Source organism: Pseudomonas helmanticensis (assembly GCF_900182985.1).
Lineage (GTDB): Bacteria > Pseudomonadota > Gammaproteobacteria > Pseudomonadales > Pseudomonadaceae > Aquipseudomonas > Aquipseudomonas helmanticensis.
In genome coordinates this window covers 2,745,682-2,770,335 of record NZ_FXUY01000001.1, presented here as the reverse complement: position 1 = coordinate 2,770,335, position 24,654 = coordinate 2,745,682, and the positions used below count along the sequence as shown (strand labels likewise).

The following is a 24,654-nucleotide window of genomic DNA, read 5'->3' as shown; positions in this document are numbered from 1 at the left end:
ACCTTGCAGCCTCGCTCGCGACGACACTTTTTCAAATGGCCAGTGCATGTTGATCCTGAACAAACGAGTAACGCGTTCGGCTGGTCTGCTGTGCCGGTTTGAGAAATCCGAGCAAGGCATTCTGGCTATCGCGGCACGCGGCCTTGTGCTCCATGTCGAGAAAATGCCCGGTGGCTTGCAGCGTGGTAAACGTGCTCTGCGCCACATGGTTACCGAACAGGCGCGCATCTTCGGCCGCGGTGTATTCGTCCCATTCGCCGTTTAAAAACAGCACCGGTACGTTGATCTTTTTCGCCGCATTCAAGTAGCACTGGCGATCGCTGTGCAGCACATCGCTGATGTGGAAATGCATCTGCCCGTATTCGTGCTCGGCCAGGCTGCTGACGTGGCGATAATTGAAGCGCTTGAAAAGCGACGGCAGGTGTTTGCCGATGGTGTTGTTGACCAGATGGCCGACCCGGTCGCCGTCGCGCTGACCGAGGTAATCGACGCCGCGTTCGAGGTAATCGAGCATGTGCGCGTTGATCACCGGCGAGAACGAGCTGATCACCGCTCTCTCTATGCGTCGTGGCTGATGGGCGAGGGCGACCAGGGTCGCGGCGCCACCCCAGGAAAACGACAACACGTGTTCGGCGGCGAAGTGGTCGATCAGCTCCAGCAGAATCTGCCCTTCGACGTCCTTGGTCAGGTGCTTCTCGTGGCGATTGTGCGCTTTCGATCGACCCGCGTAGGGCTGGTCGTAGCAAACCACGTTGAATTGCGGGTGCAGGTTTTTCACAGTCTGTGCAAACGACGCAGTTGTGGCCATCGAGCCGTTGACCAGAATGATGGTCTTTTCTGCGGCGTCTGCGCGATAGAACTCCGTGTAAACCCGATACTGACCCTGTATATCCAGCACAGCGATTTCTGGCCTCATGTCATAAGACTCCTGGCAAGCAAGCGGGTATGCGCGCAAATAGAGATTGCACGAGCTTTGTGACAGGTAGGCATACGCCTGGAGTTTTGAAGCCCATGTCGATCCGGAACGGCAGGTCGACGGGTGTTGTTATTGGCGGGCAGTCTGCCGGGGGGAGGTGGAGTCTGGTGGCTCTCCGACCGGCAAAAAGTTTCTTGGAAGTATGTTGTGACTTGTCGGTCACAATTTGGCCGACGTCCTGATTCAAGCAGGGGAGGCAGGATCGCGCAAGTGCCGTTGGTAAATTGTTCGACAACTTCTGCTGAGCGGTCGCGGGCTTAGAACAAATGAATCTCTTCGGTGCGCAAAGCGCGGTACTCGCCCGGTTTTAGCGCGCTGTCGAGCAATAGCGGGCCCATCGATTCGCGGTGCAGACGCACGACTTTGTTGTTGAAGTGGCCGAACATGCGCTTCACCTGATGGTAGCGACCTTCGACGATACTCAACCGCGCCGAACACGGGCCGAGCAGCTCCAGCTGCGCCGGTTGCGTGGTCAGGTCCTCAAACGCAAAGTAAATCCCCTCGGCGAAGGTGATCGCATATTCCGCGCCAATCTCCTGCTCGGTCTCAACGTAGTAGACCTTCGGCAATTTGGTCTGCGGCTGGGTCAGGCGCCGCGACCAACTTCCGTCGTTGGTGATCAGCATCAAACCGGTGGTGTTGAAGTCCAGGCGTCCGGCGATGTGCAGGTCGTCCTTGTCCGGTTCATCAATCAGGTCGAGCACGGTCGGGTGTTGCGGATCGCGGGTGGCGCTGACGCAGCCCGGCGGTTTGTGCAGCATGAAATAGCGCGCCGGCTTACCGCTTTGCAGGACTTCGTCATCGACTTCGACGCGGCTGAATTCCAGCACCTCGCTGTGCGGATCGCTGACGACTTTTCCGTCAATCCGCACGCGCTTTTCCACCAGCAACAGGCGAACCTGCTGACGGTTGTAGCGGGGCAGGTTGCTGAGGAAACGGTCGACGCGCATGTTCAGAGTTCAGTGAAAGAAGGGCCGCGCATCTTACGGGATCGAGCGCTCGGCCGCTTGCAACTGCGCCTCGACCTGCGCGCAACGCGGGCACAGGCAGGATTGGTTGCGCAGCTCTGGCGGCAACGCTTCGAGCACGGCCGGGTCGATCGTCACGCCGTAACACCAGCATTCGCGGTCGGCGGTGCGCGGGTCGGCCAGGCTGCAGTCGTTGCGGGCGCCGCAGGCTGGGCAATGGTCGGGTTTAACGTCGGATTCAGGCATAAGTCGAGTGAGGCATTTCCACGCAGGTGCGGTTGCGGCCGGATTGTTTGGCCCGATACATCGCATGATCCGCCCGCGACAGCAGGCTGTGCAAGGTGTCATCGCGTTGCAGGGTAGTGACGCCGATGCTTACCGTCAGACTAAGTGCGTGGCCGTTGTAGGCATATTCCTGGCGTTCGACGTGTTCGCGGATCTTTTCGGCAATGTTCTGACCGGTGTCACCGTCGGTGTCCTTCAGTAAAACGATAAATTCCTCACCACCCCAGCGACAGACGATATCGGCGTGGCGCAGGCAGCTTTGCAGATCGCGGGCAAAACCGATCAGCACTTGATCGCCGGCCATGTGCCCGTAGGAATCGTTCAACACCTTGAAGTGATCGAGGTCGAGCAGCAACGCCGTCAGCGGTTTGGTCTCGCGTTGTGCTTCGTGCAAGGCCTGCGCGGCGAGAATGTCGAAGCCGCGGCGGTTGGGCAGTTCGGTGAGGCTATCGAGGGTGGCTTGAGTCTGGATTTTGGTTTGATAGCGCTTGATCACGCGGTTGAGCAGCGCCAGAACACTGAGCGTCACCAACAGGCAGATCAGCAGGTTGAGGTAGAGCGACTGACGGATTTCGCTCAAGGCGCCGTCTTCGCGTTTATCCACGAACAGGTACCAGTTCAATTCCGGAATAAACCGCACGTTGAGAAAATGCCCCTGACCGTGGGCGGAATATTCGTAGCTGCCGGTATGCGGTTTGGGCAACTGGCTGACCAGGCTTTTCATGCTTTCGAGTTCGCCGAGGCTCTGGCCGATGTGCGCACCTTGCGGGCCACCTTCTGCACCGGTCAGCACCAGCCGGCCAAAGGTGTCGACGAAATACACGCTGCGTTGATAGCGCTGTTGATACTTGTCGATCAACTTGATCACTGCATCCACGGTCAGACCGACACCGGCCGCGCCGATAAAACGGTCGTGGTAGTCGTAGACCTTGTAGTTGATGAAGAAGGTCAGGTTGTCCTTGTTGGCCAGATCCGGGTCGACGTTGATCTCGTAGGGGTCTTTCATGTCGCGGACGCGGAAGTACCAGGCGTCGCGCGGTTCTTCCACTTTGATCTGCTTGAGCACGCCTTTGGCGTGGTAGTAGGTGAGGGTGCTGTTGGAGACGAAGAACGCGGTGTAGGCGCCGTAATGGGTCATGACCTCGTTGAGGTAGCGGGTCATCTGTTCGGGGTTTTGCTCACCGTTTACCACCCAGTCGCGCATGAAGGTGTCGCGGGACATCATCGAGGAAATCAGGATCGGCCGGACCAGGTCTTTCTGGATTTCCGAGTACACCGTGTCGGAGGTCAGCGGCAGTTCAGTGTTGACGATGTTGTCGCGGATCGATGCGCGGGAGGCGTAGTAACTCAGCAGGGACGTGGCGAGGAAACCGGCGCCGAGCAGGGCGATCAACGTCAATACCAGCGAACGTTGGGAGTACAGCGCAGATCGATGCGGCATGGCAGTTCCGTTGGCAGTGGCCCGATGGCATGCATTCTAGTGGCACGGCGCGCAAATAACTGCTCCATGTGCGGCGCGAATGGATGCTCCTGTATTCGGGGGTATTGCATCAGAACCTGTGGGAGCGAGCCTGCTCGCGAATGCGGTATGTCATTCAACAATGATTTGGCTGATTCACCGCCTTTGCGAGCAAGCTCGCTCCCACAGGGTTTTGCGAGGGGGCGAACACCGCTGATCTGAAGCCGAGCGGCACTGGGCACTTGATTGCTCCGCACCAGTCAAACGTGTGTCGGCTGCTCTGTTCCGTTGCGGCCGTGGGTCTTTCAGGAGGCCGCCATGCGTATCCCGAAAATCTTGCTCGGTGCCGTTCTCGTTTTTGGTTTGTCCGGTTGTTACTACTACGCCGGCCCTTACGACGCTTACCCCGCCACCTACTACTCTCCCGGCTATTACTCGCCTTATTACTACGGCGGTTATTACGGTCCGCGTTACTACGGCGGCGGCCGCTATTACTACGGTGGCTACGGCTACCGAGGCGGCTACGGACGGGGTTATCACGGCGGCGGATATCACGGTGGTCACCACTAATCAGCAGCTGAATGACCGCGTTTTACCGATGAACAAGGTTTCATCAATCACTTGTTTCAACTTGTTGCAGGAACGCACCAGATTCGGAAAACGCTGTCAGATAATTCGACAGCCACCGATTAAATGGCTGTCGCCCGCTAGCGTCGCTGGTGTGGCCAACCCGCGGTCCAGGAGGCCGCCATGTATAGACGAATTCTTCTGCTTGCTGCGTTGATGTTTTCCGTTGCCGGTTGCGTCCCATACTCGTATGCGGACTCGTATTACAGCTCCGAGGTCTACACATCCCCCGCACCGGCTTACTACAACACAGGTGGCACCTATTACAGCGGAGGCAGCACGTATTACGCGCAACCCCGCTACTACCAGCCAGCACCGCGGTACTACCAGCAACCGCGTTATTACCAACCGGCACCACGCTACTATCAGCCGGCACCGCGTTATTACGAAAGCCGTCGCTGGCACGGCAATGACCGCGGCAACTGGGACGGCCATCGTCGCGGCGGTTGGGACAACGACCACCGTGGACGCGGCAACTATGACCGACACAGCGGACGTGGCGACCACAACGGACGTGGCAACCGCTGGTAATCACCCACAAACGAAAAGCGGCGCATTGAGCGCCGCTTTTTTGTGCCTGCTAAAAAATACCTGTGTTACGCCATCTCCTAGGGACTTCTAGGAAGTCTCCTACAGTTTTATTTCCAAGCATTTGTTAGCGTTTGTATATGTCAATTGATGTTGAAAAACCTCAGTTCAATGGAGATATATAAAACGGACTTTGCTCAGGTATGAAACTTCTTGTGGTTCATCAAAATTTTCCGGGGCAATTTCGTCATGTGGCTTTAGAGGCAGTTCGTCGATGTTGCGAGGTGATCGCTATTGGGCGAGATACGGCTCCCGGAATCGAAGGCGTAAAGCTGTTTCGATATCGTTCATCAAAAACCAGGCAAAGCGATGTTCATGTTTTTTTGCGCAAGTATGAGGAAGCGGTAATTGATGGGCAGCGAGTTTTCCATATTTTACAAAAAATAAAGCTGGAGGGTTATCGACCCGATGTCATTCTCGCTCATCCTGGATGGGGCGAAACACTATTCATCAAAGACGTATATCCCGATGTGCCGCTGATTCACTTTTGTGAGTTTTATTATCAGGCGCAAGGCGCGGACGCTGGGTTTGATCCAGAGTTTCCATGCGTGGAAGGAACCTCCGCAAGGCTACGGGTTTTGAACTCGATGCATCTTTTGAATCTTGAACAGTGTGATCTTGCAATTGCTCCAACACGGTGGCAGCGCAGCCTTTTTCCGGCAGCCTACCAATCGAAAATTCGAGTGATACATGAAGGTGTTGTTCAGAATTGTTCGTCACCCACGGTTGATTCGGTAACGCTGCCCAGTGGGCATGTTTTGAAAGCAGGTCAGCCAATCGTTACGTACGTGGCCAGAAATCTGGAGCCCTATCGCGGATTCCATATTTTTATGAGAGCCATTCCTCATATTCAGGCCGAGTGCCCGGACGCTCAAATAGTCATTGTCGGTGGAGATGGCGTCAGTTATGGACGAATGCCAATCGGGTATCCAGATTGGCGAACTAAGATGATGGCGGAGGTGACGTTTGATCTTTCCAGTGTGCATTTTACCGGGAAACTGCCGTACCAAAAGTACAGAGCTGTCCTGAAGGTTTCGAAAGCTCACGTTTATTTGACTTATCCCTTTGTTTTGTCGTGGTCGCTTTTAGAGTCTATGGCTTCTGGTTGTATCGTGGTTGCGTCAGATACGGCACCCGTGCAGGAGGTTATTGTTGATGGGGTGAATGGGTTGTTAGTGGATTTTTTTGACTGCAAGGCGATCGCTCGGAAAGTGGGCGGGGTTTTAAAGTCTGAAAGGGATATGCAAGAAATCGGCGACTCGGCAAAGTTTGCTGCGAGTAAGTTTAGTGTGATAGATGGGCTGAAAGGATATTTCGATATCTTTGATGAGCTAATGATGGTCCGCAGTAATAAGTGAGCTGTTTCTGCTGTTTCAACAGGGGGTGTTGAAATGTTTAGGGTGTCTCGAAGGGATACAGTCAGCGGAATTAAAAAAGCTGTGAAATACAGTGTTTTGTTCGCCGTTTGTTATTGGGTAGTAGATTTTCATCTCAAGTGGGAGGAAGCGGCGCAAGCCCGGGCGATTCGCCACAAGGAAGAAGGCGAGTGCAGTAAAAAGCTTGCCGGCATGGAGCAGGTGCCCATTCTGGGGGGCAGCTATCTGGACAGGACTCGAATCCCCGGCTTTCATTTTGGTTCCAGGCTGAAAGGCGATGGCTCCTGTATTGCGGACATTCTTGAGGGGGCGTTCTGGTGGACGGGAACCGAACTGATCACGGCCCATGAGCAGGTTGGGAAAGAGCCGTCACCTGAATGGGGGTTCTTTAAAGTCGCAGCCAGGCTTTACACCAGAACGGAGCACAATGAGCCGCACACGATGGGTTATCGGCATACGGATTGGCCGGATGACTTGATTATAAAGCTTAAAAACTATCCGGGGTTGGAACTTTGGCTCAATGCGCCTCCGCCTCATTTTAAGAATGTCGGAAGCATTAAGGTTTTTGTAATACCTGATTGGCGTCGTCGTGATGGAACGCCACGTCTTATATATTGTGATGGTCTAAATTCTGCTAGTGATGAAGTTGTTGCGAGTGGGTTGAGTCAAACAGAATTGCTGACGTTTAGCAGGCCGGAATTGGAAAATTTAGATTTTCGAAGGCTGAATACCCGTTGTTCAGTCGAGCTTCATAGCTTCGACTTTGTCGGAGGGGATGGTCGTGTAAGTTTGGGTACCAGTTCGTTACGCGGCGCTCCTGAAGCGCTTAGGTTTGTCAGTGAGTATCTTTCTGCTTCAATTATTACAGGGAAGTAATGATGAGTTATATTTTTAATGATCTAGAAAAAACGGAAATTTTCAAAGCCGCAAATGCATGCGGCGGAATGAATTTCCGGGCAGAACATATGAGGTACGAAGCTGAGAAGATGGAGGGGGGGAGCTGCACGCGTTTATACCAAGCACTATCCGATATCATTGGAAGTAAATTCAGGGGTGGTGCTGAGTTTGAGGAAGAAGTGGTAGATATAATAAGAAGCGCAAAGCTTTGGCTGGACGTCGCGATTGATGCTAATGGCGGACGGGGCGCTTACTCTGCATTGATCCGTGCTTACACATTGCGGCAAGGTGAGCTCAGGTTAAATAAAGTGTTCAGCGAAATTCAGATGCAAGAGTCGTCCAATCAGGTCGCTGTCAACTTTATGAACTCCCTGATGAACGGCTCGGTTAAATTTGATCTGCCTCCATGGACCGTTCCTTCCATCGATCAAGTCGCCGCGATTGATGCTAGTGCGATTGGAGAGGTGTTGTTTAGCAAGGAGATTGGGATAGAAGATTCTGCTTCAAGTCAAAATGCCGGCTGGTCCGGAACAATCGGCTTTAGCCTGTTAGGTGGAAAACCTCCCTATGAAACCTGGAGGCTGATATCCGCAGGTGATCCGGGCTCAGATATCAAAGGCAGTCATGAACTGGCCAAAGTTAATAGGTTGGATGATTATAAAAATATCCTGTTTGCGATGGATTCCTACAGTGCCGGTTTGAGGTCGGTAATAAAGAACTTCGGTGTCAATATGGTTGGCACTTTGTTTTCAGTGTTGCCAGAGCAAATCAACATCGGCCTGGCCAGCGGAAATATCAACCCGCTCATCCAATATGTTGTGAAAAACACCCCTGTTTCTCCCATCGTTAACCTGATTCTGCGATATGGCCTGAATGACTTTTTCGACATGTTCAGGCGTACCTACGACGGTAATTCTGCCGCGATGCCCACCACCAATGAAACCTTTGCTACTAACGCCTATGCATTTTTTTCGGCCCTTCTACCGACTCAGTCTCAAAGCATCGTTACCAGGACAATCGGGGAATACGGCAGTGCTACTGCGTGGGCGACGTTGGCTGCCGAGGCAACACCGGTCGGCGAAGCTTTGCGCAATTCGCTTAAACAGCTCAGTGAAGTAGTGATTGAACGAGCGGACGGTTACTCGGGACGGGGACTGGAGCTTTACGATCCACAAACTGGCGAAGGCGTCATTACAGAGCAATGGATTGCCGATCGTGCGCAAATGTTGGCCCGATTGATTTCCAGAACCAATGGCTCGTACGGCGAAAATACCTTGCGGAAATTTTCCTACTCGGATCTCGCCTCAGGGAAACAGGCGCCGATGTCGACGGGGGTATCAAACCCGCTGGTCATGTTTGGTGATGATGGGGGGCGATCTTTCGCAGGTGGTGCAAACGCCGATCACCTGTATGGCGGCGCGGGTAATGATTCGATCAATGGATTGACCGGCAATGACTTCGTTGAAGGGGGGCGCGGTCGTGATTCGTTAACCGGAGGCGAGGGTAATGATGCTCTTTATGGAATGGCCGACGATGACGTATTGGTCGGTGGGAGGGGCAACGACTTCCTTATCGGTGGCGAAGGCAACGATCGCTACGAGTTCTCTACCGGTGATGGAATCGATGAGATTTTCGAAGCCGGAATCGCTGGACAGATAGTGATAAATGGCCTGCCAATCCCGGCGCTAAAGCGCAGTACGCCGCTGAGCAACACTTGGTTCACTGACGATCGAGCGATTGCTGTAACGCTCATCGAAGAACTCAATGAAAGTACGTTGAACATCAAATACGGACCTGGCGATCTGATCGTCATCAAGAACTTCCAGCCGGGAATGTTCGGTATTCGTCTGCCTGACTATCAAGGGCAAACAGTCTCCTCCCCTGATCTCATCTTGCAAGGCGACTGGAAAGCCAAAGACACCGATCCTGCTACGCCCGGTGAACAAGTCTCTTACGATGAGTTGGGCAACGTCTTGGTATTGCCCAAAGTAAAACAAAGGAACAAAGCCGACGTGCTCTACGGTTCTGCAAAAGACGACGTCATTCTCGGTCTTGGCGGTTCTGATCGGCTATTTGGCAAAGCTGGCGACGATCGCCTGTTCGGAGATAAACAAACAACGCTCGAGAAAGCCTTGGCCGATGGTTCAGCCAAAGGCAAGGCAAGTCGTGGCGATTGGCTGGACGGAGGGGAGGGAGACGATCTGTTGATCGGCACGGCTTCCCGAGACGTATTGCTCGGTGGAAACAATCGGGACACGTTGGTCGGCGGAGCAGGAGACGATGTTTTATACGGTGATAATTCGACCGGGATGGTCGAACAGAATTGGAGTTTCAAGCAGGTTGAAAGACTTGTAGGCAGCATCAGTTATCACACTACCGTCTTTTCCAAAGCCTCTCCGAATGCTACATCGGAGGGCGATAACGATGTTCTTTATGGTCAAGGTGGCCGGGACGTACTCAATGGTGGCTGGGGCGAAGATCTACTGGACGGTGGAACTGAAGATGATCTTTTGTGGGGTGAGGGAGGGAATGACACGCTATTGGGCGGGCACGGCAACGACACATTGTCTGGCGACGATCTCGACAGCAGTGTTGGACTCCAGAGCAAGCACCATGGCGACGATTTACTGGATGGCGGCATGGGCGATGATCGGCTTGCCGGCAATGGTGGTAACGATGTGTTGTATGGCGGTCCCGGCAACGATGACCTGAAGGGTGACGATGTTGGATTGGACGGAGTTGCCGGCAACGCCGCCATTTTTTTCGGACGTGATTTGCTGGACGGTGGCGCGGGAGACGACACTCTCTGTGGCGGCGGCGCTGATGATTCGCTGTTGGGGGGCACCGGTAAAGATGACCTGACCGGTGATTACCCCAACCATCCCGTTCGTTATCACGGTGATGACTTTCTTGATGGCGGTGAGGGGGATGACACCCTCAGAGGGGCGGGCGGCTCGGACACACTCATCGGTGGGTCGGGGGCAGATGCGCTGGATGGTGACGCCGCTGAATTGCAATCAGGTGGAGTCAACAATGATTACCTTCAAGGTGATGCAGGAAACGATACGCTTTTGGGCGGTTTGGGCGCCGACACACTTTATGGAGGCGCGGATGATGACGTTTTGGTGGGGGATTACGAACAAAAAGCCGAAGCGGATCATGGTCCGGATTATATGGATGGAGGTTCAGGCAATGACACGCTGCAAGGTGGCGGTGGAAACGACACATTAATTGGCGGGGAGGGAATGGACTATCTTCGCGGCGATTCAGGTAATAACGTTTTAGAGGGGGGGACCGGTAACGACTTGCTCGAAAGCGAGGATGGCGATGATATTTACTGCTTTGGCATCGGTGATGGACTTGATGTTATTAACGATCCCGGTGGCAAGAATGTCATCAGGTTTGGAGCAGGATTCTCTGCAGAAAACTTGCAAGTGGACATCATTGAGATCAATGCAGGACGGGTGTTGCGGCTGTCCAACGGAAAGGGTGATGCGGTTCTGCTCCGACGCCACGAAAACTGGCAGGGTTCGACTTTCAGCTTTAGCGATGGCGTGACTCTCAGCTATCAAGACGTCATGAAGAAAATACAGCGTCCGATAGAAGTGGTCGATCCGCCGGTGACGAATCCGGTAATGATCGAAGAACATAAAGACATAACTGAAGTCAGCAGTACGGGTGACTTTCAGGCTCCTTCAGACGGTAATGTTCTGGATGAAAACGCCGGTTCCGCCTCAGGTAATGGCGCCGATTGGACAAGTCAGTTTCTTGCGGAATTAAAAGAAAAACGTTCGACGAGCAGGCGCGCAAAGGGTTTTATTTTGAATGAAAAGGGTATCTGGGTTCGTAATCAGATAGTCACTAATGATACGGGCTTTACCACCCATACTGATCTGCTCATCGAAAGCGTCGAAAATGGAGCATTGTCTGCTACACCGCAATGGATGGGTTCTGCCGCTGACGATGCTGTGATCAGTGAACGGCAGTCTGAATCCACCTCCCAAGTCGAATACAAAAATGTTAAGGCCGAGGGAGCAATTTCATCATCGGTTCAGAAACCTTACTACTATCGTTCTGGAACGGGCAGTGGGTTTTCGTTCAAGACTGGAGACGTAATAGTCGAGGACAGAAAAGACTCAGGCGCTATTGAGGGATGGTTCATCTATCCGGCGGGAAGCTTTGGCGTTGGCGAGACTGTTCGTAAAGAGTTTCGCTGGAACGTCACGACTGAAACCATCAAACATAAAATCGTGCAGGGCAGCGATGCTGGCGGGCGAGTAAATGTCGAAGTCGGAAACCTTTTCCTGGGAGGTGCAGGGGATGATGTAATCGTCGCCTACGCCGGTTCGCCGCTCGATTATGGCGCAGTGGGGGGCAGAACACTGGGCGCCCTGCTATCTGCCGGGGCAGGTAACGATACGTTGCTTGGCTCTGAAGGCGCGGATTACCTGATCGCTGGTGCAGGGGAAGATTGGCTTTACGGTGAGGACGGTGCCGATACGTACATCGTGCAATCGCATGCTGGCGCAACGACCGTTATTGCGGACGTATTGAACCCTGTTTTTCTCCGGCCTGAAGTGGGCGTTACCGGATGGAGTGACGAATACGGAGTGCTCGACCAAGACACTGTCATCCTTCCTGATGAGGCTATGCGTGATCAACTGCAGTTAAGTTGGGGGGCGGCTCTGATTGAAGCAGTCAATGTTGAGTTGGCACCTGATCCGCATCGCGATGCCTATCGCCGTCCACTTCGGGCAAAGATGCTGTATTCGACGCTCGATATCAGATGGGGAGGATCACAACAGGTTCGGATTGTGTTGCCTCATGCTGGTGATCTGGCCGGTTCGGGTATTGAGATTATAAAGTTTGCTGATGGAACGAGCGTCAGTTTGAAGCAACTTTTAGAGTCGAGCCAGTTAAGTGCGGTGCCAGATACTTACCATCAAGGTGTAATCGTTAATAGCTCAACGCACTTCAAATCCATTCGTGAAGGACAAGCTCTCCCGCTGGTTGGAGGTCATGGCAATGACACGCTAAGCGGGTCAGGAGAGATTCGAGGCTTACGAGGTGATGATCTGTTAACAGGCAATGTTGGCGATGACATTCTGATGGGGGGTGCAGGAAACGACACGCTGTCCGGTGGCGCTGGTAACGACCTTTACAGATATGACGGACTCGGACGAGATGTCGTGATGAATGCCGGGGGCGGTACTGATGGAGTCGACTTCTCCACCTCTGGATTGTCTATTGATAACCTTAAATTTCACCGTGAAAACGACGACCTTGTCGTCGTTGTGGATTACGGCATGTCGCCGAAGATCCGGGTTTCCAATCATTTCTCAGGTGGTGATGCTGCTATCAGTTTTATAAGAGTCAACGAAGCCGGGAAGTCTGTCCGCGACTATTCCGCGAACGAGCTTTCTGGCCTGCTACATCCTCTTCCTCCGCTTCGTGACGTCGAGGATATCTTGACAAGAAATGACGAAGAGGCGTTGCAGGCACTGGCGGAAATAGTGAAATTTTACGACTTGAACGTCTAGCCACAATCGAGAGGCCTGCCCGCGATAGCGTTCGAAAATCGGCCATCGCAGGCATTGACGGGATTCAATACTGCGTCAAATCCGCCAACGGATGCCGCCCCTCCCAGACTTTGTGAAAGTGCGCCTCGACCACCGCATCCGGCACATGGTTGATGTCCGGCCAATGCCAATGCGGTTTCTGATCCTTGTCGATCAGCCGCGCACGAACCCCTTCGCTGAACTCCGGGTGCCGGCAGCAGTTGAGGCTCAGGGTGTACTCCATCTGAAAGACTTCGGCCAGCGACATGTGCCGCGCCCGGATAATCTGCTCCCAGACCAGATGCGCGGTCAGCGGTGAGCCTTCGCTCATGGTTTTCGCCGCCCGTGCGATCAATGGATCGCTGCTGTCGCGTTGCAGGCTGATGGCTTTCCAGGCGCAGGCAACGTCGCTGACATCAAGCAGTTCGTCGATCTGCTGACGGCGCGGCAGCCACTGCGCTTCGGGCATCTGCGCCACGGCTTCCTGTTGCAGGGCCTTGAGCAGACTGTTGAGTTGCATGTCGGTCTGTTCCTGCCAGTTCAATTGCAGCAAGCCTTCGATCAGTTGCGGTTGCTGTTCATCCAGCAGAAAACGATCGGCCAGATCGAGATCGATCGCATCGCGCGCGTTCATGTGCGCGCCGGTCAGACCCAGAAACAAGCCGAGCTTGCCCGGCAGACGTGCGAGAAACCAACTGGCGCCGACGTCCGGATACAGACCAATGGTGATTTCCGGCATCGCCAAGCGGCTGCTCGGCGTGACAATCCGCGTGCTCGCGCCTTGCAACAGGCCCATACCGCCACCGAGCACGTAACCATGGCCCCAGCAGATCAACGGTTTCGGATAGGTGTGCAGGCTGTAATCGAGGCGATATTCCGCGCTGAAAAACTGTGCGGCCAGCGGCGGCACTTCGCCGGGGTGGGCACGACAGGCTTCGACCAGGCTGCGCACTTCGCCGCCGGCGCAAAAGGCTTTGGCGCCATTGCCGCGCAGCAATACGCAGACGATTTGTGGATCCTTGGCCCAGGCGTTCAGTTTGTCGCTGAGGGCGTTGATCATCGGCAGGGACAGCGCGTTCAGCGATTTTTCAGCATCCAGGCTGGCGATGCCGATGCGGGCGCCATCGGTGCCGGTGAGTTCTTCGAAGTGCAGATTCATCGTGACCTCGATCGGGAATTTGAACGATCAGTATGATCGTTGTGGGGGAAAGTGCCGGATCGGTGTCAGAGCAATTGACAAGCGTGGTCGGCTTTCCTAGGGTTCGCCCCATTGTTTTTGCCGGGTATGACCATGACTGCTGACGACCGTATCAAACTCGAACCGAGCTGGAAGGAGGCACTGCGTGCTGAGTTCGACCAGCCTTACATGGCAGAGTTGCGCCAGTTTCTGCAGCAGGAGCGGGCGGCCGGCAAGGAAATCTATCCGCCGGGGCCGATGATTTTCAATGCCTTGAACTCGACGCCACTGGATAAAGTGAAGGTGGTGATTCTCGGCCAGGACCCGTATCACGGCCCGGGTCAGGCCCATGGCTTGTGCTTCTCGGTGCAACCGGGCGTGCCGGCGCCGCCATCGCTGGTCAACATCTATAAAGAGCTGAAGCGCGACCTCAACATCGACATTCCCAATCACGGTTACCTGCAGAGCTGGGCCGATCAGGGCGTGTTGATGATCAACACCACCATGACCGTCGAGCGCGCCAATGCCAATGCGCACAAGGACAAGGGCTGGCAGTTTTTCACCGACCGGATCATTGAACTGGTCAGCGAGCGCCAGCCGCATCTGGTGTTCATGCTCTGGGGCGCGCATGCGCAGAGTAAACAGAAGCTGATTGATGCGACTAAACATCTGGTGCTGACGTCGGTGCATCCGTCGCCGTTGTCGGCTTATCGCGGGTTCCTCGGTTGCGGGCACTTTGGCCGGACCAACAAGTTTCTTGAGCAGAATGGCGAGACGCCGATCGAGTGGCGTTTACCGCCGATTTGAAGGGCCCCATCGCTGGCAAGCCAGCTCCCACAGGGTTTTGTGGGTGCCACAGATTATGTGAACACCTCAAAAACCTGTGGGAGCTGGCTTGCCAGCGATGAAGTCGACACGGTTTTACTCGGGATTACGATTCCAGTACTTGAACAACGGCTCCGCCAGAAACAGCACAAACAGCAACCGCATCACCTGCATCGCCGTCACCAGCGGCACCGACAGTTGCAGCGTCTCCGCCGTCAGACTCATTTCGGCAATTCCGCCGGGCATCATGCCCAGCGTCAGCGAACGCAGGTCCAGATGAGTCAGCGCACTCAACCCCAACGCCGCCAGCGTCGCGATCAACATGGTCAACGCCGTGCCGATCAACGTGCGCCCCATGAATGAAGGCGCACGCCGGAAGAATTGCCGGTTGAAGTGACAGCCCAAACCGCTGCCAATCAACCACTGGCCAATCTGACTGCCGCCATCCGGCAAACCGATGTGCAGATCCCAGGCGATACTCACCGTGGCACTCACCAGCAGAGGCCCGAACAGCCAAGGATTGGGCTGACGCAAACGTTGCCAGAGCCACGCGAGCAAACCACCCGCCGGAAACAAAATCGCCAGCCAGCGCCAATCGACGCTGCCAGCGTGGGCAATCGGGCTGCCGTCGCCAAGCAAATACTTGAACGCCGCCGGCACACACAACACCACCACCAACACCCGCAGACTCTGTCCCGCCGCGACGTGGCTGAGCATCGCGCCGTTGCGTGCGCCGAGGTTGACCATCTCTCCGGATCCACCGGGCATGCTCGAAAAAAACGCCGTGGCGCGATCCTCGCCGGTGCGCCGCATCAGCCACACGCCGACTACCGCCGACAGGCTGGTGACCAGCGCACCGAAGAAGATCAAACCGAAATGGCTGAGCACCTGCTCCATCACCACTGGAGTGAAGTGCAGGCCGATGCCGATGCCGACAATCCACTGGCCGCACTTGCGGCCGCCAGGGATTTCCGTGAGTTGCCAGGGGGTCAGGCAGCGTACGAGGATGATCGCCAATAACGAGCCGACCATCCACGGCAGTGGCCAGCCGATCTGGCTGGCGAGGTAACCGCCGAGCAGACCGACCAGCGGGGTTCCCCACCAGGACTTGAGGGAAGACCGATCAAACATCGGCGATGGCGCGTTGCGCGGCCGAACGTTTACGCCAGATGCGGATGATCGGCATCAGCAGCATGATCGCTGTGAGTACCCAGCAACCGAAGGTGATCGGACTCGACCAGAGAATCTCCAATGCACCGTTGGAGATCGACAGGGCACGACGCAGGTTCTGCTCCATCAGACCACCGAGGATGAAGCCCAGCAGCAGCGGCGACAACGGGAAATCCAGCTTGCGCAAGATGTAACCGAAGATGCCGATGCCGATCATCAGGAACAGGTCGAACGTGGTGGCATGCACCGCGTAAACGCCGATCCCGGTAATGATCGCGATGACCGGCACCAGTGCCCAGTTCGGCACGGCGAGGATGCGGGTGAATACGCGGATCATCGGGATGTTGAGGATCACCAGCATGACGTTGGCGATGAACAACGACGCGATCAGGCCCCAGACGATGTCTGGTTGTTGCTGGAACAGCAGTGGGCCGGGAGTAATGTTGTACAGCGACAGCGCGCCAATCATCACCGCCGTGGTGCCCGAACCGGGTACACCGAGGGTCAGCATCGGCACCAATGCGCCGCACGCTGCGCCGCCGATGGCGGTTTCCGGGGCGGCGAGGCCACGGGCATCACCTTCACCGAACTTGCCGGTGGTACCGGCAATGCGTTTCTCGGTCATATAGGCCACGGCGCTGGCAAGGGTCGCGCCGGCACCCGGCAATACGCCCATGATGAAACCGAGGACGCCGCAACGCAGGTTCACGGTGAATACCGATGCCGCTTCCTTGAAGTTGAACATCATGCGACCGGTGGCTTTCACCGCTTCCTGGCCGTGGTGGGTTTTTTCCAGCAGCAGAAGAATTTCGCTGATGGAGAACAGGCCCAGCACCAATACGACGAACTGAATGCCGTCGGTCAGGTGAATGTTGTCGCCGGTGAAGCGATAAACGCCGCTGTTGGCGTCGATGCCGACGGTCGAGAGGAACAGGCCGATCAACGCCGCGATAAAGGTTTTCAACGGCCGGTCACCGGCCATGCCACCGAGACAGACAATCGCAAACACCATCAATACGAAGTATTCCGCCGGGCCGAAGGCAATCGCCCATTTCGCCAGCAGCGGGGCGAACAGCACCATGCCGCAAGTGGCGATAAACGCACCGATGAACGAGCTCCACGCCGACAGCGACAGCGCCACACCGGCCAGGCCTTTGCGGGCCATCGGGTAGCCGTCGAGGGTGGTCATCACGGTGGAGGCTTCGCCCGGAATGTTCAGCAGGATCGAGCTGATCCGGCCACCGTATTCGCAGCCCAGATACACCGCTGCCAGCAGGATCAATGCCGACTCCGGTGGCAAGCCGAGTGCAAATGCGATCGGGATCAGCAACGCCACGCCGTTGATCGGCCCCAGGCCCGGCAGCAGGCCGACCACGGTGCCGATCAGCGTGCCGCACAGCGCGGTCACCAGGTTGTACGGGCTCAGCGCGACGCCGAAACCCTGACCCAAATAGCCAAGAGTATCCATATCAGTTCTCCAGAACGCTGAGCAGGCCGAGAGGCAGCGGAACGTCCATCACACGGTCGAACAACAGGTAAAGACCGATGGCCATCAGGCTGATGATCACCGCGCTCGGCAACCAGCGGCCACCGTAGAGGCGAGCCATCGGTACGCCGGTGAGGATGCTGGCGACGATGAAGCCGAGGGGTTCGAAGGTGCCGGCGAACACCAGCAGCAGCACCACGCAGATGCCGATCTTGGTCAGGGTTTCGCGATCCAGCGGCGGCTCGTCATCACTGTGTTTGATCGCTGCCGGACGGAACACCATGTACAGCAGCGCCGCGCCCATCAGCGCAAGCATCAATAGAGGGAAAGCGCGCGGGCCGACGGGTTCGTATGAAAAAGCCGCTTGGTACGGCCACGCCATCAGTGCCAGGCCGACGCAGACCAGCAACAGCATCGAGGCGAAAATGCGTTGTAAAAGTGTGGACATGACAAACTCCTGGGCCATGCCCCCGTCAAGGGACATGGCCGTGGGATGCAGGGACGGTTACTGGATCAGGCCGAACTCTTTGGCCAGCACTTTGTAGTCCGCGACCTGCTTCTTCACGTAGGTGTCGAGTTCCGGGCCGGTCATGGCGAACGGGAACAGTTCACGCTGATCGCGCAGCTTGGCGAACTCGTCGGAGGCCAGCAGTTTGTCAAACGCGTCTTTCCACCAGGCGTAATCTTCATCGCTGACTTTTGGCCCCAGATAGAAACCGCGCACCACTGGCCAGACGATGTCGTAGCCCTGCTCGCGAGCGGTGGGGATGTCTTTCATTTCCGGCTCGTCGAGACGCTTGTCGGCGAACACCGCGAGCAGGCGCATGTCGCCGCTCTGGATGTGCGGCATGGAGTCGGAGATGTCGGTGCTGCCGACCTGGATGTGGCCGCCGAGCAGGGCGGTGGCGATTTCGCCGCCACCTTCGAGCGCCACATAGCGCAGGTCACGCGGGTTGATCCCGGCGGCCTTGGCGATCAGTGCGGTTTGCATCCAGTCCTGGCTGCCGACCGTGCCACCGGAACCGATGACCACCGAGCCTGGATCTTTCTTCAACGCCTGAACGAGATCGTCGAGGGTCTTGTAGGGCGAATCGCTTTTCACCGCGATGGCGCCGTAGCTAGTGCCAACCGCTGCCAGCCAGCGCACGTTGGTCTCATCGAAACGACCGAACTTGCCTTGCGCCAGGTTCAGCAGCGAACCGCTCGACCACGCGACCAGCGTGCCGGCATCGGCCGGACGCTGAGCAACCACCGCGTTGTAAGCCACTGCGCCGACACCGCCGGGCATGTAGGTGACGCGCATCGGTTTGCTCAGCAGTTTCTGATTGACCAGTGCGCTCTGCACCAGTTTGCAGGTCAGGTCAAAACCACCGCCCGGCGATGCCGGCGCAATGCATTCCGGACGTTTTGGTTCAGCCAGCAACTGGCCAGCAACCAGCATCATGCCGGCCGCCAAAGCAACTTTACGCAGTGAAAAATTCATTGGTCTCTCCACAGTTTTTTTGTTGTAAGGGCTTTTGTGTAGGAGCTGCCGAGGGCTGCGATCTTTTGATCTTTTGATCTCCCGACCACAACACCAAGGCATTTCAATCAATTACCAAAGGGCAACGCTATAGCTCACCAGCAAACGCACTTCATCCGCATCGCGAGCCGAGTAATTGGAACGGTAAGTAGCATTCCTCAAACGCACCGCGACATCCTTCAAGGCGCCGCTTTGTACTACATATTTGATCTCGGTGTTGCGCTCCCACTCTTTGCCTTCTTCACCGTTCTTGAGCTTGATGTTGTCACCGCTCAAGTAGCGGCTCATGAAGCTCAGGCCGGGGATGCCAAACCTGGCGAAGTCAAAGTCGTAGCGCGCCTGCCAGGAGCGTTCTTCAGCGCCGGCGAAGTCGTTGATCTGCACGAAGTTGACCAGGTACGGGTCGCTGCCATCGACGTAGGGGAAGGCGCTGTCGCCGGACATGTGCTGATAACCGGCGCTGAATTTGTGGCCGCTGAGTGCGTAGCTGACCAGACCGTTGAGCGAGCGGTTGTCGATCTCGCCGCCACGGGCCGCGCCTTGGTCATCACTGACGGCGAAACGCAGGTCGGTGGCGAACGTGCCCGGCCCCATCGGCCGCGAGGCAACGAGGCCAAAGAAGTGCTGGTTGTAGACATCGTCCAGTTGCGCGAAGTGATAACTGCCGGTGATCTTGTCGGTGAACTTGTAGTCGACGCCGCCAAAATCGAAGTGTTTGCCGGCAGCGGTACCGGCGAAACGGCTGTTCTTGTTGTTGAGGGCGATGTCTTCGAAGTCGGTGCTGTCGCGATCCTTGGCTTTCTCCAGTCGACCACCGGTGAACGTCAGGTTCTTGATCTCTTTGGAGGTCAGCAAACCGCCTTCAAACGTCTGCGGCAGGATGCGTCCGTCGTTGGGTTTGAGGATCGGCAGTTCGGGAATCAGGCTGCCGATTTTCAGTTCCGTGGCGGAGATTTTCACTTTGCCGGTCAGACCCAGCTTGGAGTATTCGTCTGCTGCACGCCCGTCGTCATGGGTCGGCAACAGACCGGTGCCGGTGCGGTCCGGGCTTGAATCGAGTTTCACCCCCAGCATGCCCAGCGCATCGACACCGAACCCCACGGTGCCGTCGGTGTAACCCGATTGCAGATTGAGCATGAAGCCTTGGGCCCATTCGTCACGCTTGGACTGTTGAGCGCTGGTGCCATCGCGAAAGTCGCGGTTGAAATACATGTTGCGGGTTTCGAAAGTGGCGCTGCTGTCTTCGATGAAGTCGGCAAAACTCAACGGCGAAAAACCGGCAAGAGCGGCGGCGCTGGCGAGGGCGGTGTGGCTGAAACGGGAAGGGCGAACAGGCGAGGATGCCTGAGGCTGCATGGACGGCATGCGGGTGTACTCCGTTTATTGTTCTTATTGGTCGAAAACGCTTCGTGGCGTTTTTCGTAGCGCTGTGTGGCAGCAGCGACGGCAGCCGGGACTGTCCGTGGGCCGACTCTAACCGGCTAACCTTTCGCTAACCTTTCAGCTGACTTTCACGGTTTTCGGGCTTCACAGCGGCGGTTGCGGCTGTAAACTCCGCGGCAAAGCGTGGCGTCGGCCATCCCTGAACGAGGTAAAAATCCATGCGTGTTCTGCTCGTCGAAGACCATCTGCAACTGGCCGAAAGTGTCGCGCAGGCGCTCAAGAGCACCGGTCTGACCGTGGATGTGCTGCACGATGGCGTGGCCGCCGATCTGGCATTGAGCAGCGAGGAGTACGCCGTGGCGATCCTCGATGTCGGCCTGCCGCGCATGGACGGTTTCGAAGTACTCGCGCGTTTGCGCGCACGCGGAAAAAATCTGCCGGTGCTGATGCTGACCGCGCGCAGTGATGTGAAGGACCGCGTGCATGGCCTCAATCTGGGCGCTGACGATTACCTCGCCAAACCGTTCGAACTGACTGAGCTGGAGGCGCGGGTCAAAGCCCTGCTGCGCCGCAGTGTGCTCGGCGGCGAACGCCAGCAGCGTTGCGGCGTGCTGGCCTATGACCTCGACACCCGGCGTTTCACCCTCGGTGAAGAATTGCTGACCCTGACCTCCCGCGAACAAGCCGTGCTGGAAGCGCTGATCGCCCGACCGGGCAGGGTGATGAGCAAGGAGCAATTGGCTTCGCAAGTGTTCGGCCTCGACGAGGAAGCCAGCCCCGATGCCATCGAAATCTACGTGCATCGCCTGCGCAAGAAACTCGACGGCCAACCGGTGGCGATCGTGACCTTCCGTGGCCTCGGTTATCTGCTGGAAAGCCGCGATGCATAAGCCCAGCAGCCTGCGTTGGCGGTTGCTGTGGAACCTCGCGTTATTGCTGGTGGTGTTGATGCTCGCCAGTGGTTTGAGCGCCTATTGGAATGGACGTGAAGCGGCCGACACCGCGTACGACCGCACCCTGCTGGCCTCGGCGCGTACCATCGCTGCCGGGCTGTCGCAGCGTGACGGCAGCCTCAGCGCCGACGTGCCTTACGTGGCGCTCGATACCTTCGCCTACGACAGCGCCGGGCGGATTTATTATCAGGTCAACGATATTCATCAGAAGCTGATTTCCGGCTACGAAAACCTCCCCGGACCGCCGCCCGGCACCAAGCGCACCGACAGCTATCCGGCGCTTGCGCGGTTCTACAACGCGTCCTACAACGGCCAGAACGTGCGCGTGGTCAGTCTGTTGAAAGCGGTCACCGAACCGAACATGAACGGCATGGCGGAAATTCGCGTCGCTGAAACCGACGAAGCGCGAGTGAGCATGGCGCGCAGTCTGGCGGCCGATACGTTGCTGCGTCTGGGCATGCTGGCAATCGGCGCGTTGCTGTTGGTGTGGTTCGCGGTCAGCGCTGCGTTGCGCCCGTTGGAGCGTTTGCGCACGGCGGTTGAAGAGCGTCAGCCCGACGATTTGCGTCCGCTGCCGTTGGTCGAGGTGCAGCATGAGCTATGGCCACTGGTGCGTGCGCTCAATCATTTCACCGAGCGTCTGCGCGGGCAGTTTGAACGGCAGGCGCAGTTCATTGCCGATGCGGCGCATGAGTTACGTACACCATTGGCGGCGTTGAAGGCGCGGCTTGAGTTGGGCCTGCGCTCAACGGAGCCTGAGACCTGGCGCAGTACTTTGGAGTCGTCTGCGCAAAGCACTGATCGCCTGACTCATCTGGCCAATCAGTTGCTGTCGCTGGCACGCGTCGAAAACGGTGCGCGGGCGATTGCCGAGGGCGGGGCGCAGTTGCTCGATCTGAGCCAGTTGGCGCGCGAACTGGGCATGGCCATGGCGCCGCTGGCGCACAAGCGCGGGGTAGCGCTGGCGCTGGAGGCGGACGAACCTGTCTGGTTACGCGGTGAGCCGACGTTACTGAATGAGTTGCTGAGTAATCTTGTGGACAACGCATTGGCGCACACGCCACCGGGCGGCAACGTGATTTTGCGGGTGACTGCGCCGGCGGTGCTGGAGGTGGAAGACGATGGGCCGGGGATTCCGTTGGAGGAGCGTGATCGGGTGTTCGAACGCTTCTATCGGCGTAATCAGCAGGTGGCGGGTTCTGGCCTGGGCTTGGCGATTGTCGGTGAGATCTGCAGGGCGCATCTGGCGCAGATCAGTCTGCATGATGGCGAGCAGGCGGGGTTGAAGGTGCGGGTCAGTTTTATCGCCGGGTGATGGGCAAATTGGCTTTTGTGGCGAGGGAGCTTGCTCCCGCTCGGCTGCGCAGCAGTCGTAATTCCTCAAATCGCGGTGTATCTGATAAAAAAAATCGCCGGGTTTTGGGGCCGCTTCGCAGCCCAGCGGGAGCAAGCTCCCTCGCCACCGGTTTTAGTAAAACATCGTCCGCGACTCTTCCAGGTCCGCACACAACGCCTTGTTCTCTGGATCGATCCCAAGCTTCCTGAACGCCGGAACACTCAACGGATCAATCCGCGCAAATGGATGGTCGGTGCCCTTGTGGCAATACAGGCTCGCCACTTGCACCAGATCGACGTAATCAATGGCCGTCGAGTCGCGCTTGAAGTCCTGATAGCGCCCCGGCAATTCCACCAGGCGCTCCGGAAATTCCCAGACCCGCAGCAGCTTGTCGCCCAGCAACGGATGAATGTGGTCGATCACATGGTTGAGACTGACCGGGTCGGAAAGCAATTCGTAGTGATCTTCGGCGTAGGTCAGGATCGGCAGAACGCCGATCTGGTGTACCAGCCCTCCGAGCGCTGCCTGATCCGGTTTGAGTTGGGTGTAGCGGCGGCACAGGGCATAACTGACCCCGGCGATTTCCAGGCTCATGCGCCAGACTTCGCGCATCTTGTGTTCGACCACTTCGGAGCTGGCGTGGAAAATCTGCTCCATCACCAGGCCAATCGCCAGGTTGCTGCTGTAGTTGATGCCCAGCCGGGTGATGGCGGTGTGCAGGTCGGTGACTTCCTGTGCGGCGCGCAGCAACGGGCTGTTGACCACTTTGATCAGGCGCGCCGATAACGCCGTGTCCCGGCCGATCACTTTGCTCAGGTCGCTGACGCTGATTTCCGGGTCTTCGGCGGCCTTGCGAATTTGCAGGGCCACTTCCGGCAACGTTGGCAGAACCAGGTCATCGTTATCGATGGCCTCAACCAAATCCTGTTGGACCTTTTCCGCCAGTTCGCTCATTTAAACTCTCTAGGGTGTTGCGACAAATGCTGCGATCAGCGCTGGATTTCGCGGTCGCGATCCAGTTCGTACGGCAGGTCGAGCAAGTGCAGCGCCGGGCCTTCGAGGGTGCCCAGATGTAAATCACCGGCTTCGGCAGCTTCGGCTTGCAGCACCGCCAGGAGTTCAATGTTTTGTCCGGCATTGGCGGCCAGCACCACTTCGCCGATCGAACTGTTGTGGCTTGGCGCGAACAACTGTGTGCCAGGCTCCGGCAAGTCGGCAGCGTCCAGGCTCAGGCGATACAGGCGGCGCTTGAGTTTGCCGAGGTATTGCATGCGCGCGACGATTTCCTGGCCGGTGTAGCAGCCTTTCTTGAAACTCACGCCGCCCACGGCTTGCAGGTTGAGCATTTGCGGGATGAACAGCTCGCGAGTGCTCGGCATGACCTGACCGATACCGGCGCGGATCTGGCCCAGCAGCCATTGGTTCAGCTCGCCTTCCGGCAATGTTGCCGCCAGTTTGGCTTTGATCGCCTGAGCCTGATCGGCAGGCACCCAGAGTTCTGCGCGGTCTGGCGAAACACGAATGGCGATCAGGTTGTCGTTACGCACGACACCGTCGGTTTCTGCCGGCAGCTCGAGACCCAGGCCGGTCAGGGCGTTATCGCCATGTGCCAAGCCAAAGCGCACCCAGGCGGCGCTTTCATCGGTGAGTTTCGATTTGGAGAACACTGCGTACTTTTTCAGATCCGCCAGTTGCGGCTCGAGCAACTCGCTGGCCATCGCCAGGACCACGCCGTCACCTTCCAGCAGAATGCGGAAACTCGACTGCATCCGGCCTTTCTGGGTGCAACGGGCACCGAGGCTGGCGCGAGTGTCGCTCAGGTAATTGAGATTGCAGGTCAACTGGCCTTGCAGGAATTTTCCGGCATCCGCGCCGCGAACCGCGAGAACGCCTTCATGAGACAGGGTGCAGAAAAAAGCAGAATCGGCCATGGGTCATCGCAGGGTAAATAGACTGGGGCACATCATAAGGGCGCGTTGTTGAAATGGGTAGTTGATAAAGGATCGATGGTGCCCGACCAAAGCCGACTGTGCGACCCGTCTCGGGGCTGTATACTTGCCGGCAAATT

General features: G+C 56.9%; 20 protein-coding genes. 8 read left to right on the top strand and 12 right to left on the bottom strand.

Translation table 11 applies throughout. From position 1 onward, the window contains the following. Positions 1-31 precede the first annotated feature (31 nt). From QOL84_RS12325 to QOL84_RS12310, 4 genes are all read right to left on the bottom strand, one after another. Entirely contained in the window at positions 32-916 is an 885-nt protein-coding gene (locus QOL84_RS12325; protein ID WP_064119706.1) for an alpha/beta fold hydrolase, read from the bottom strand. 317 nt (positions 917-1,233) lie between these two features. Next, on the bottom strand, positions 1,234-1,926 hold the full coding sequence (locus QOL84_RS12320) for a pseudouridine synthase (RefSeq protein WP_283437366.1): 693 nt from the start codon (positions 1,924-1,926) through the stop codon (positions 1,234-1,236). Positions 1,927-1,959: 33 nt separating this feature from the next. After that, positions 1,960-2,190 (bottom strand): cysteine-rich CWC family protein, encoded by a 231-nt coding sequence (locus QOL84_RS12315; RefSeq protein ID WP_283437365.1) that lies wholly within the window; start codon positions 2,188-2,190, stop codon positions 1,960-1,962. Then, a complete protein-coding gene (locus QOL84_RS12310; RefSeq protein WP_283437364.1) occupies positions 2,183-3,670 on the bottom strand; it encodes a sensor domain-containing diguanylate cyclase in 1,488 nt (495 codons plus the stop codon). Before QOL84_RS12310 ends, QOL84_RS12315 begins: the two co-directional genes overlap by 8 nt. A 336-nt stretch (positions 3,671-4,006) precedes the next feature. Between QOL84_RS12310 and QOL84_RS12305 the strand changes: the two genes are divergently transcribed. From QOL84_RS12305 to QOL84_RS12285, 5 genes are all read left to right on the top strand, one after another. Continuing rightward, complete coding sequence (locus QOL84_RS12305; protein WP_283437363.1) at positions 4,007-4,258, top strand: hypothetical protein; 252 nt, start codon at positions 4,007-4,009, stop codon at positions 4,256-4,258. A gap of 180 nt (positions 4,259-4,438) precedes the next feature. Continuing rightward, positions 4,439-4,846, top strand: coding sequence for a hypothetical protein (locus QOL84_RS12300; protein WP_129390381.1), 408 nt, complete (start codon positions 4,439-4,441; stop codon positions 4,844-4,846). A gap of 200 nt (positions 4,847-5,046) precedes the next feature. Beyond that, entirely contained in the window at positions 5,047-6,261 is a 1,215-nt protein-coding gene (locus tag QOL84_RS12295; protein WP_283437362.1) for a glycosyltransferase family 4 protein, read from the top strand. Between the two features lie 33 nt (positions 6,262-6,294). Beyond that, on the top strand, positions 6,295-7,155 hold the full coding sequence (locus QOL84_RS12290) for a hypothetical protein (RefSeq protein WP_283437361.1): 861 nt from the start codon (positions 6,295-6,297) through the stop codon (positions 7,153-7,155). A gap of 2 nt (positions 7,156-7,157) precedes the next feature. Beyond that, positions 7,158-12,716, top strand: a complete 5,559-nt coding sequence (locus tag QOL84_RS12285) for a calcium-binding protein (protein WP_283437360.1) — start codon at positions 7,158-7,160, stop codon at positions 12,714-12,716. A gap of 64 nt (positions 12,717-12,780) precedes the next feature. Here the strand turns inward: QOL84_RS12285 and QOL84_RS12280 are convergent, their stop codons facing one another. Then, a complete protein-coding gene (locus QOL84_RS12280) occupies positions 12,781-13,893 on the bottom strand; it encodes an enoyl-CoA hydratase/isomerase family protein (protein WP_129390384.1) in 1,113 nt (370 codons plus the stop codon). 132 nt (positions 13,894-14,025) lie between these two features. Between QOL84_RS12280 and ung the strand changes: the two genes are divergently transcribed. Then, complete coding sequence (gene ung / locus QOL84_RS12275) at positions 14,026-14,718, top strand: uracil-DNA glycosylase (RefSeq protein WP_064119805.1); 693 nt, start codon at positions 14,026-14,028, stop codon at positions 14,716-14,718. Positions 14,719-14,832: 114 nt separating this feature from the next. Here ung and QOL84_RS12270 read toward each other — a convergent pair whose 3' ends face one another. The 5 genes from QOL84_RS12270 to QOL84_RS12250 form a co-directional block, all read right to left on the bottom strand. Further along, positions 14,833-15,867 (bottom strand): AbrB family transcriptional regulator, encoded by a 1,035-nt coding sequence (locus QOL84_RS12270; RefSeq protein ID WP_129390387.1) that lies wholly within the window; start codon positions 15,865-15,867, stop codon positions 14,833-14,835. Further along, positions 15,860-17,374: a tripartite tricarboxylate transporter permease gene (locus QOL84_RS12265; RefSeq protein WP_129390390.1), complete on the bottom strand. Its 1,515-nt coding sequence runs from the start codon at positions 17,372-17,374 to the stop codon at positions 15,860-15,862. Before QOL84_RS12265 ends, QOL84_RS12270 begins: the two co-directional genes overlap by 8 nt. A 1-nt stretch (position 17,375) precedes the next feature. Next, positions 17,376-17,840: a tripartite tricarboxylate transporter TctB family protein gene (locus QOL84_RS12260; protein WP_283437359.1), complete on the bottom strand. Its 465-nt coding sequence runs from the start codon at positions 17,838-17,840 to the stop codon at positions 17,376-17,378. Between the two features lie 57 nt (positions 17,841-17,897). Beyond that, a complete protein-coding gene (locus QOL84_RS12255) occupies positions 17,898-18,875 on the bottom strand; it encodes a Bug family tripartite tricarboxylate transporter substrate binding protein (protein WP_129390396.1) in 978 nt (325 codons plus the stop codon). A gap of 111 nt (positions 18,876-18,986) precedes the next feature. Further along, positions 18,987-20,279: an OprD family porin gene (locus QOL84_RS12250; RefSeq protein ID WP_283437358.1), complete on the bottom strand. Its 1,293-nt coding sequence runs from the start codon at positions 20,277-20,279 to the stop codon at positions 18,987-18,989. A 236-nt stretch (positions 20,280-20,515) separates the two neighbouring features. Between QOL84_RS12250 and QOL84_RS12245 the strand changes: the two genes are divergently transcribed. Further along, a complete protein-coding gene (locus QOL84_RS12245; protein WP_038358340.1) occupies positions 20,516-21,187 on the top strand; it encodes a response regulator in 672 nt (223 codons plus the stop codon). Then, the gene (locus QOL84_RS12240) at positions 21,180-22,565 is read left to right on the top strand and encodes a sensor histidine kinase (protein ID WP_283437357.1); all 1,386 of its coding nucleotides are present in this window, start codon (positions 21,180-21,182) and stop codon (positions 22,563-22,565) included. The genes QOL84_RS12245 and QOL84_RS12240 overlap by 8 nt, the downstream gene beginning before the upstream one ends. 153 nt (positions 22,566-22,718) lie before the next feature. Here QOL84_RS12240 and QOL84_RS12235 read toward each other — a convergent pair whose 3' ends face one another. Together QOL84_RS12235 and ygfZ are read right to left on the bottom strand one after the other, a co-directional pair. Beyond that, positions 22,719-23,540: an HDOD domain-containing protein gene (locus tag QOL84_RS12235; RefSeq protein WP_283437356.1), complete on the bottom strand. Its 822-nt coding sequence runs from the start codon at positions 23,538-23,540 to the stop codon at positions 22,719-22,721. Between the two features lie 35 nt (positions 23,541-23,575). Further along, complete coding sequence (ygfZ, locus tag QOL84_RS12230) at positions 23,576-24,517, bottom strand: CAF17-like 4Fe-4S cluster assembly/insertion protein YgfZ (RefSeq protein WP_283437355.1); 942 nt, start codon at positions 24,515-24,517, stop codon at positions 23,576-23,578. Positions 24,518-24,654 lie beyond the last annotated feature (137 nt).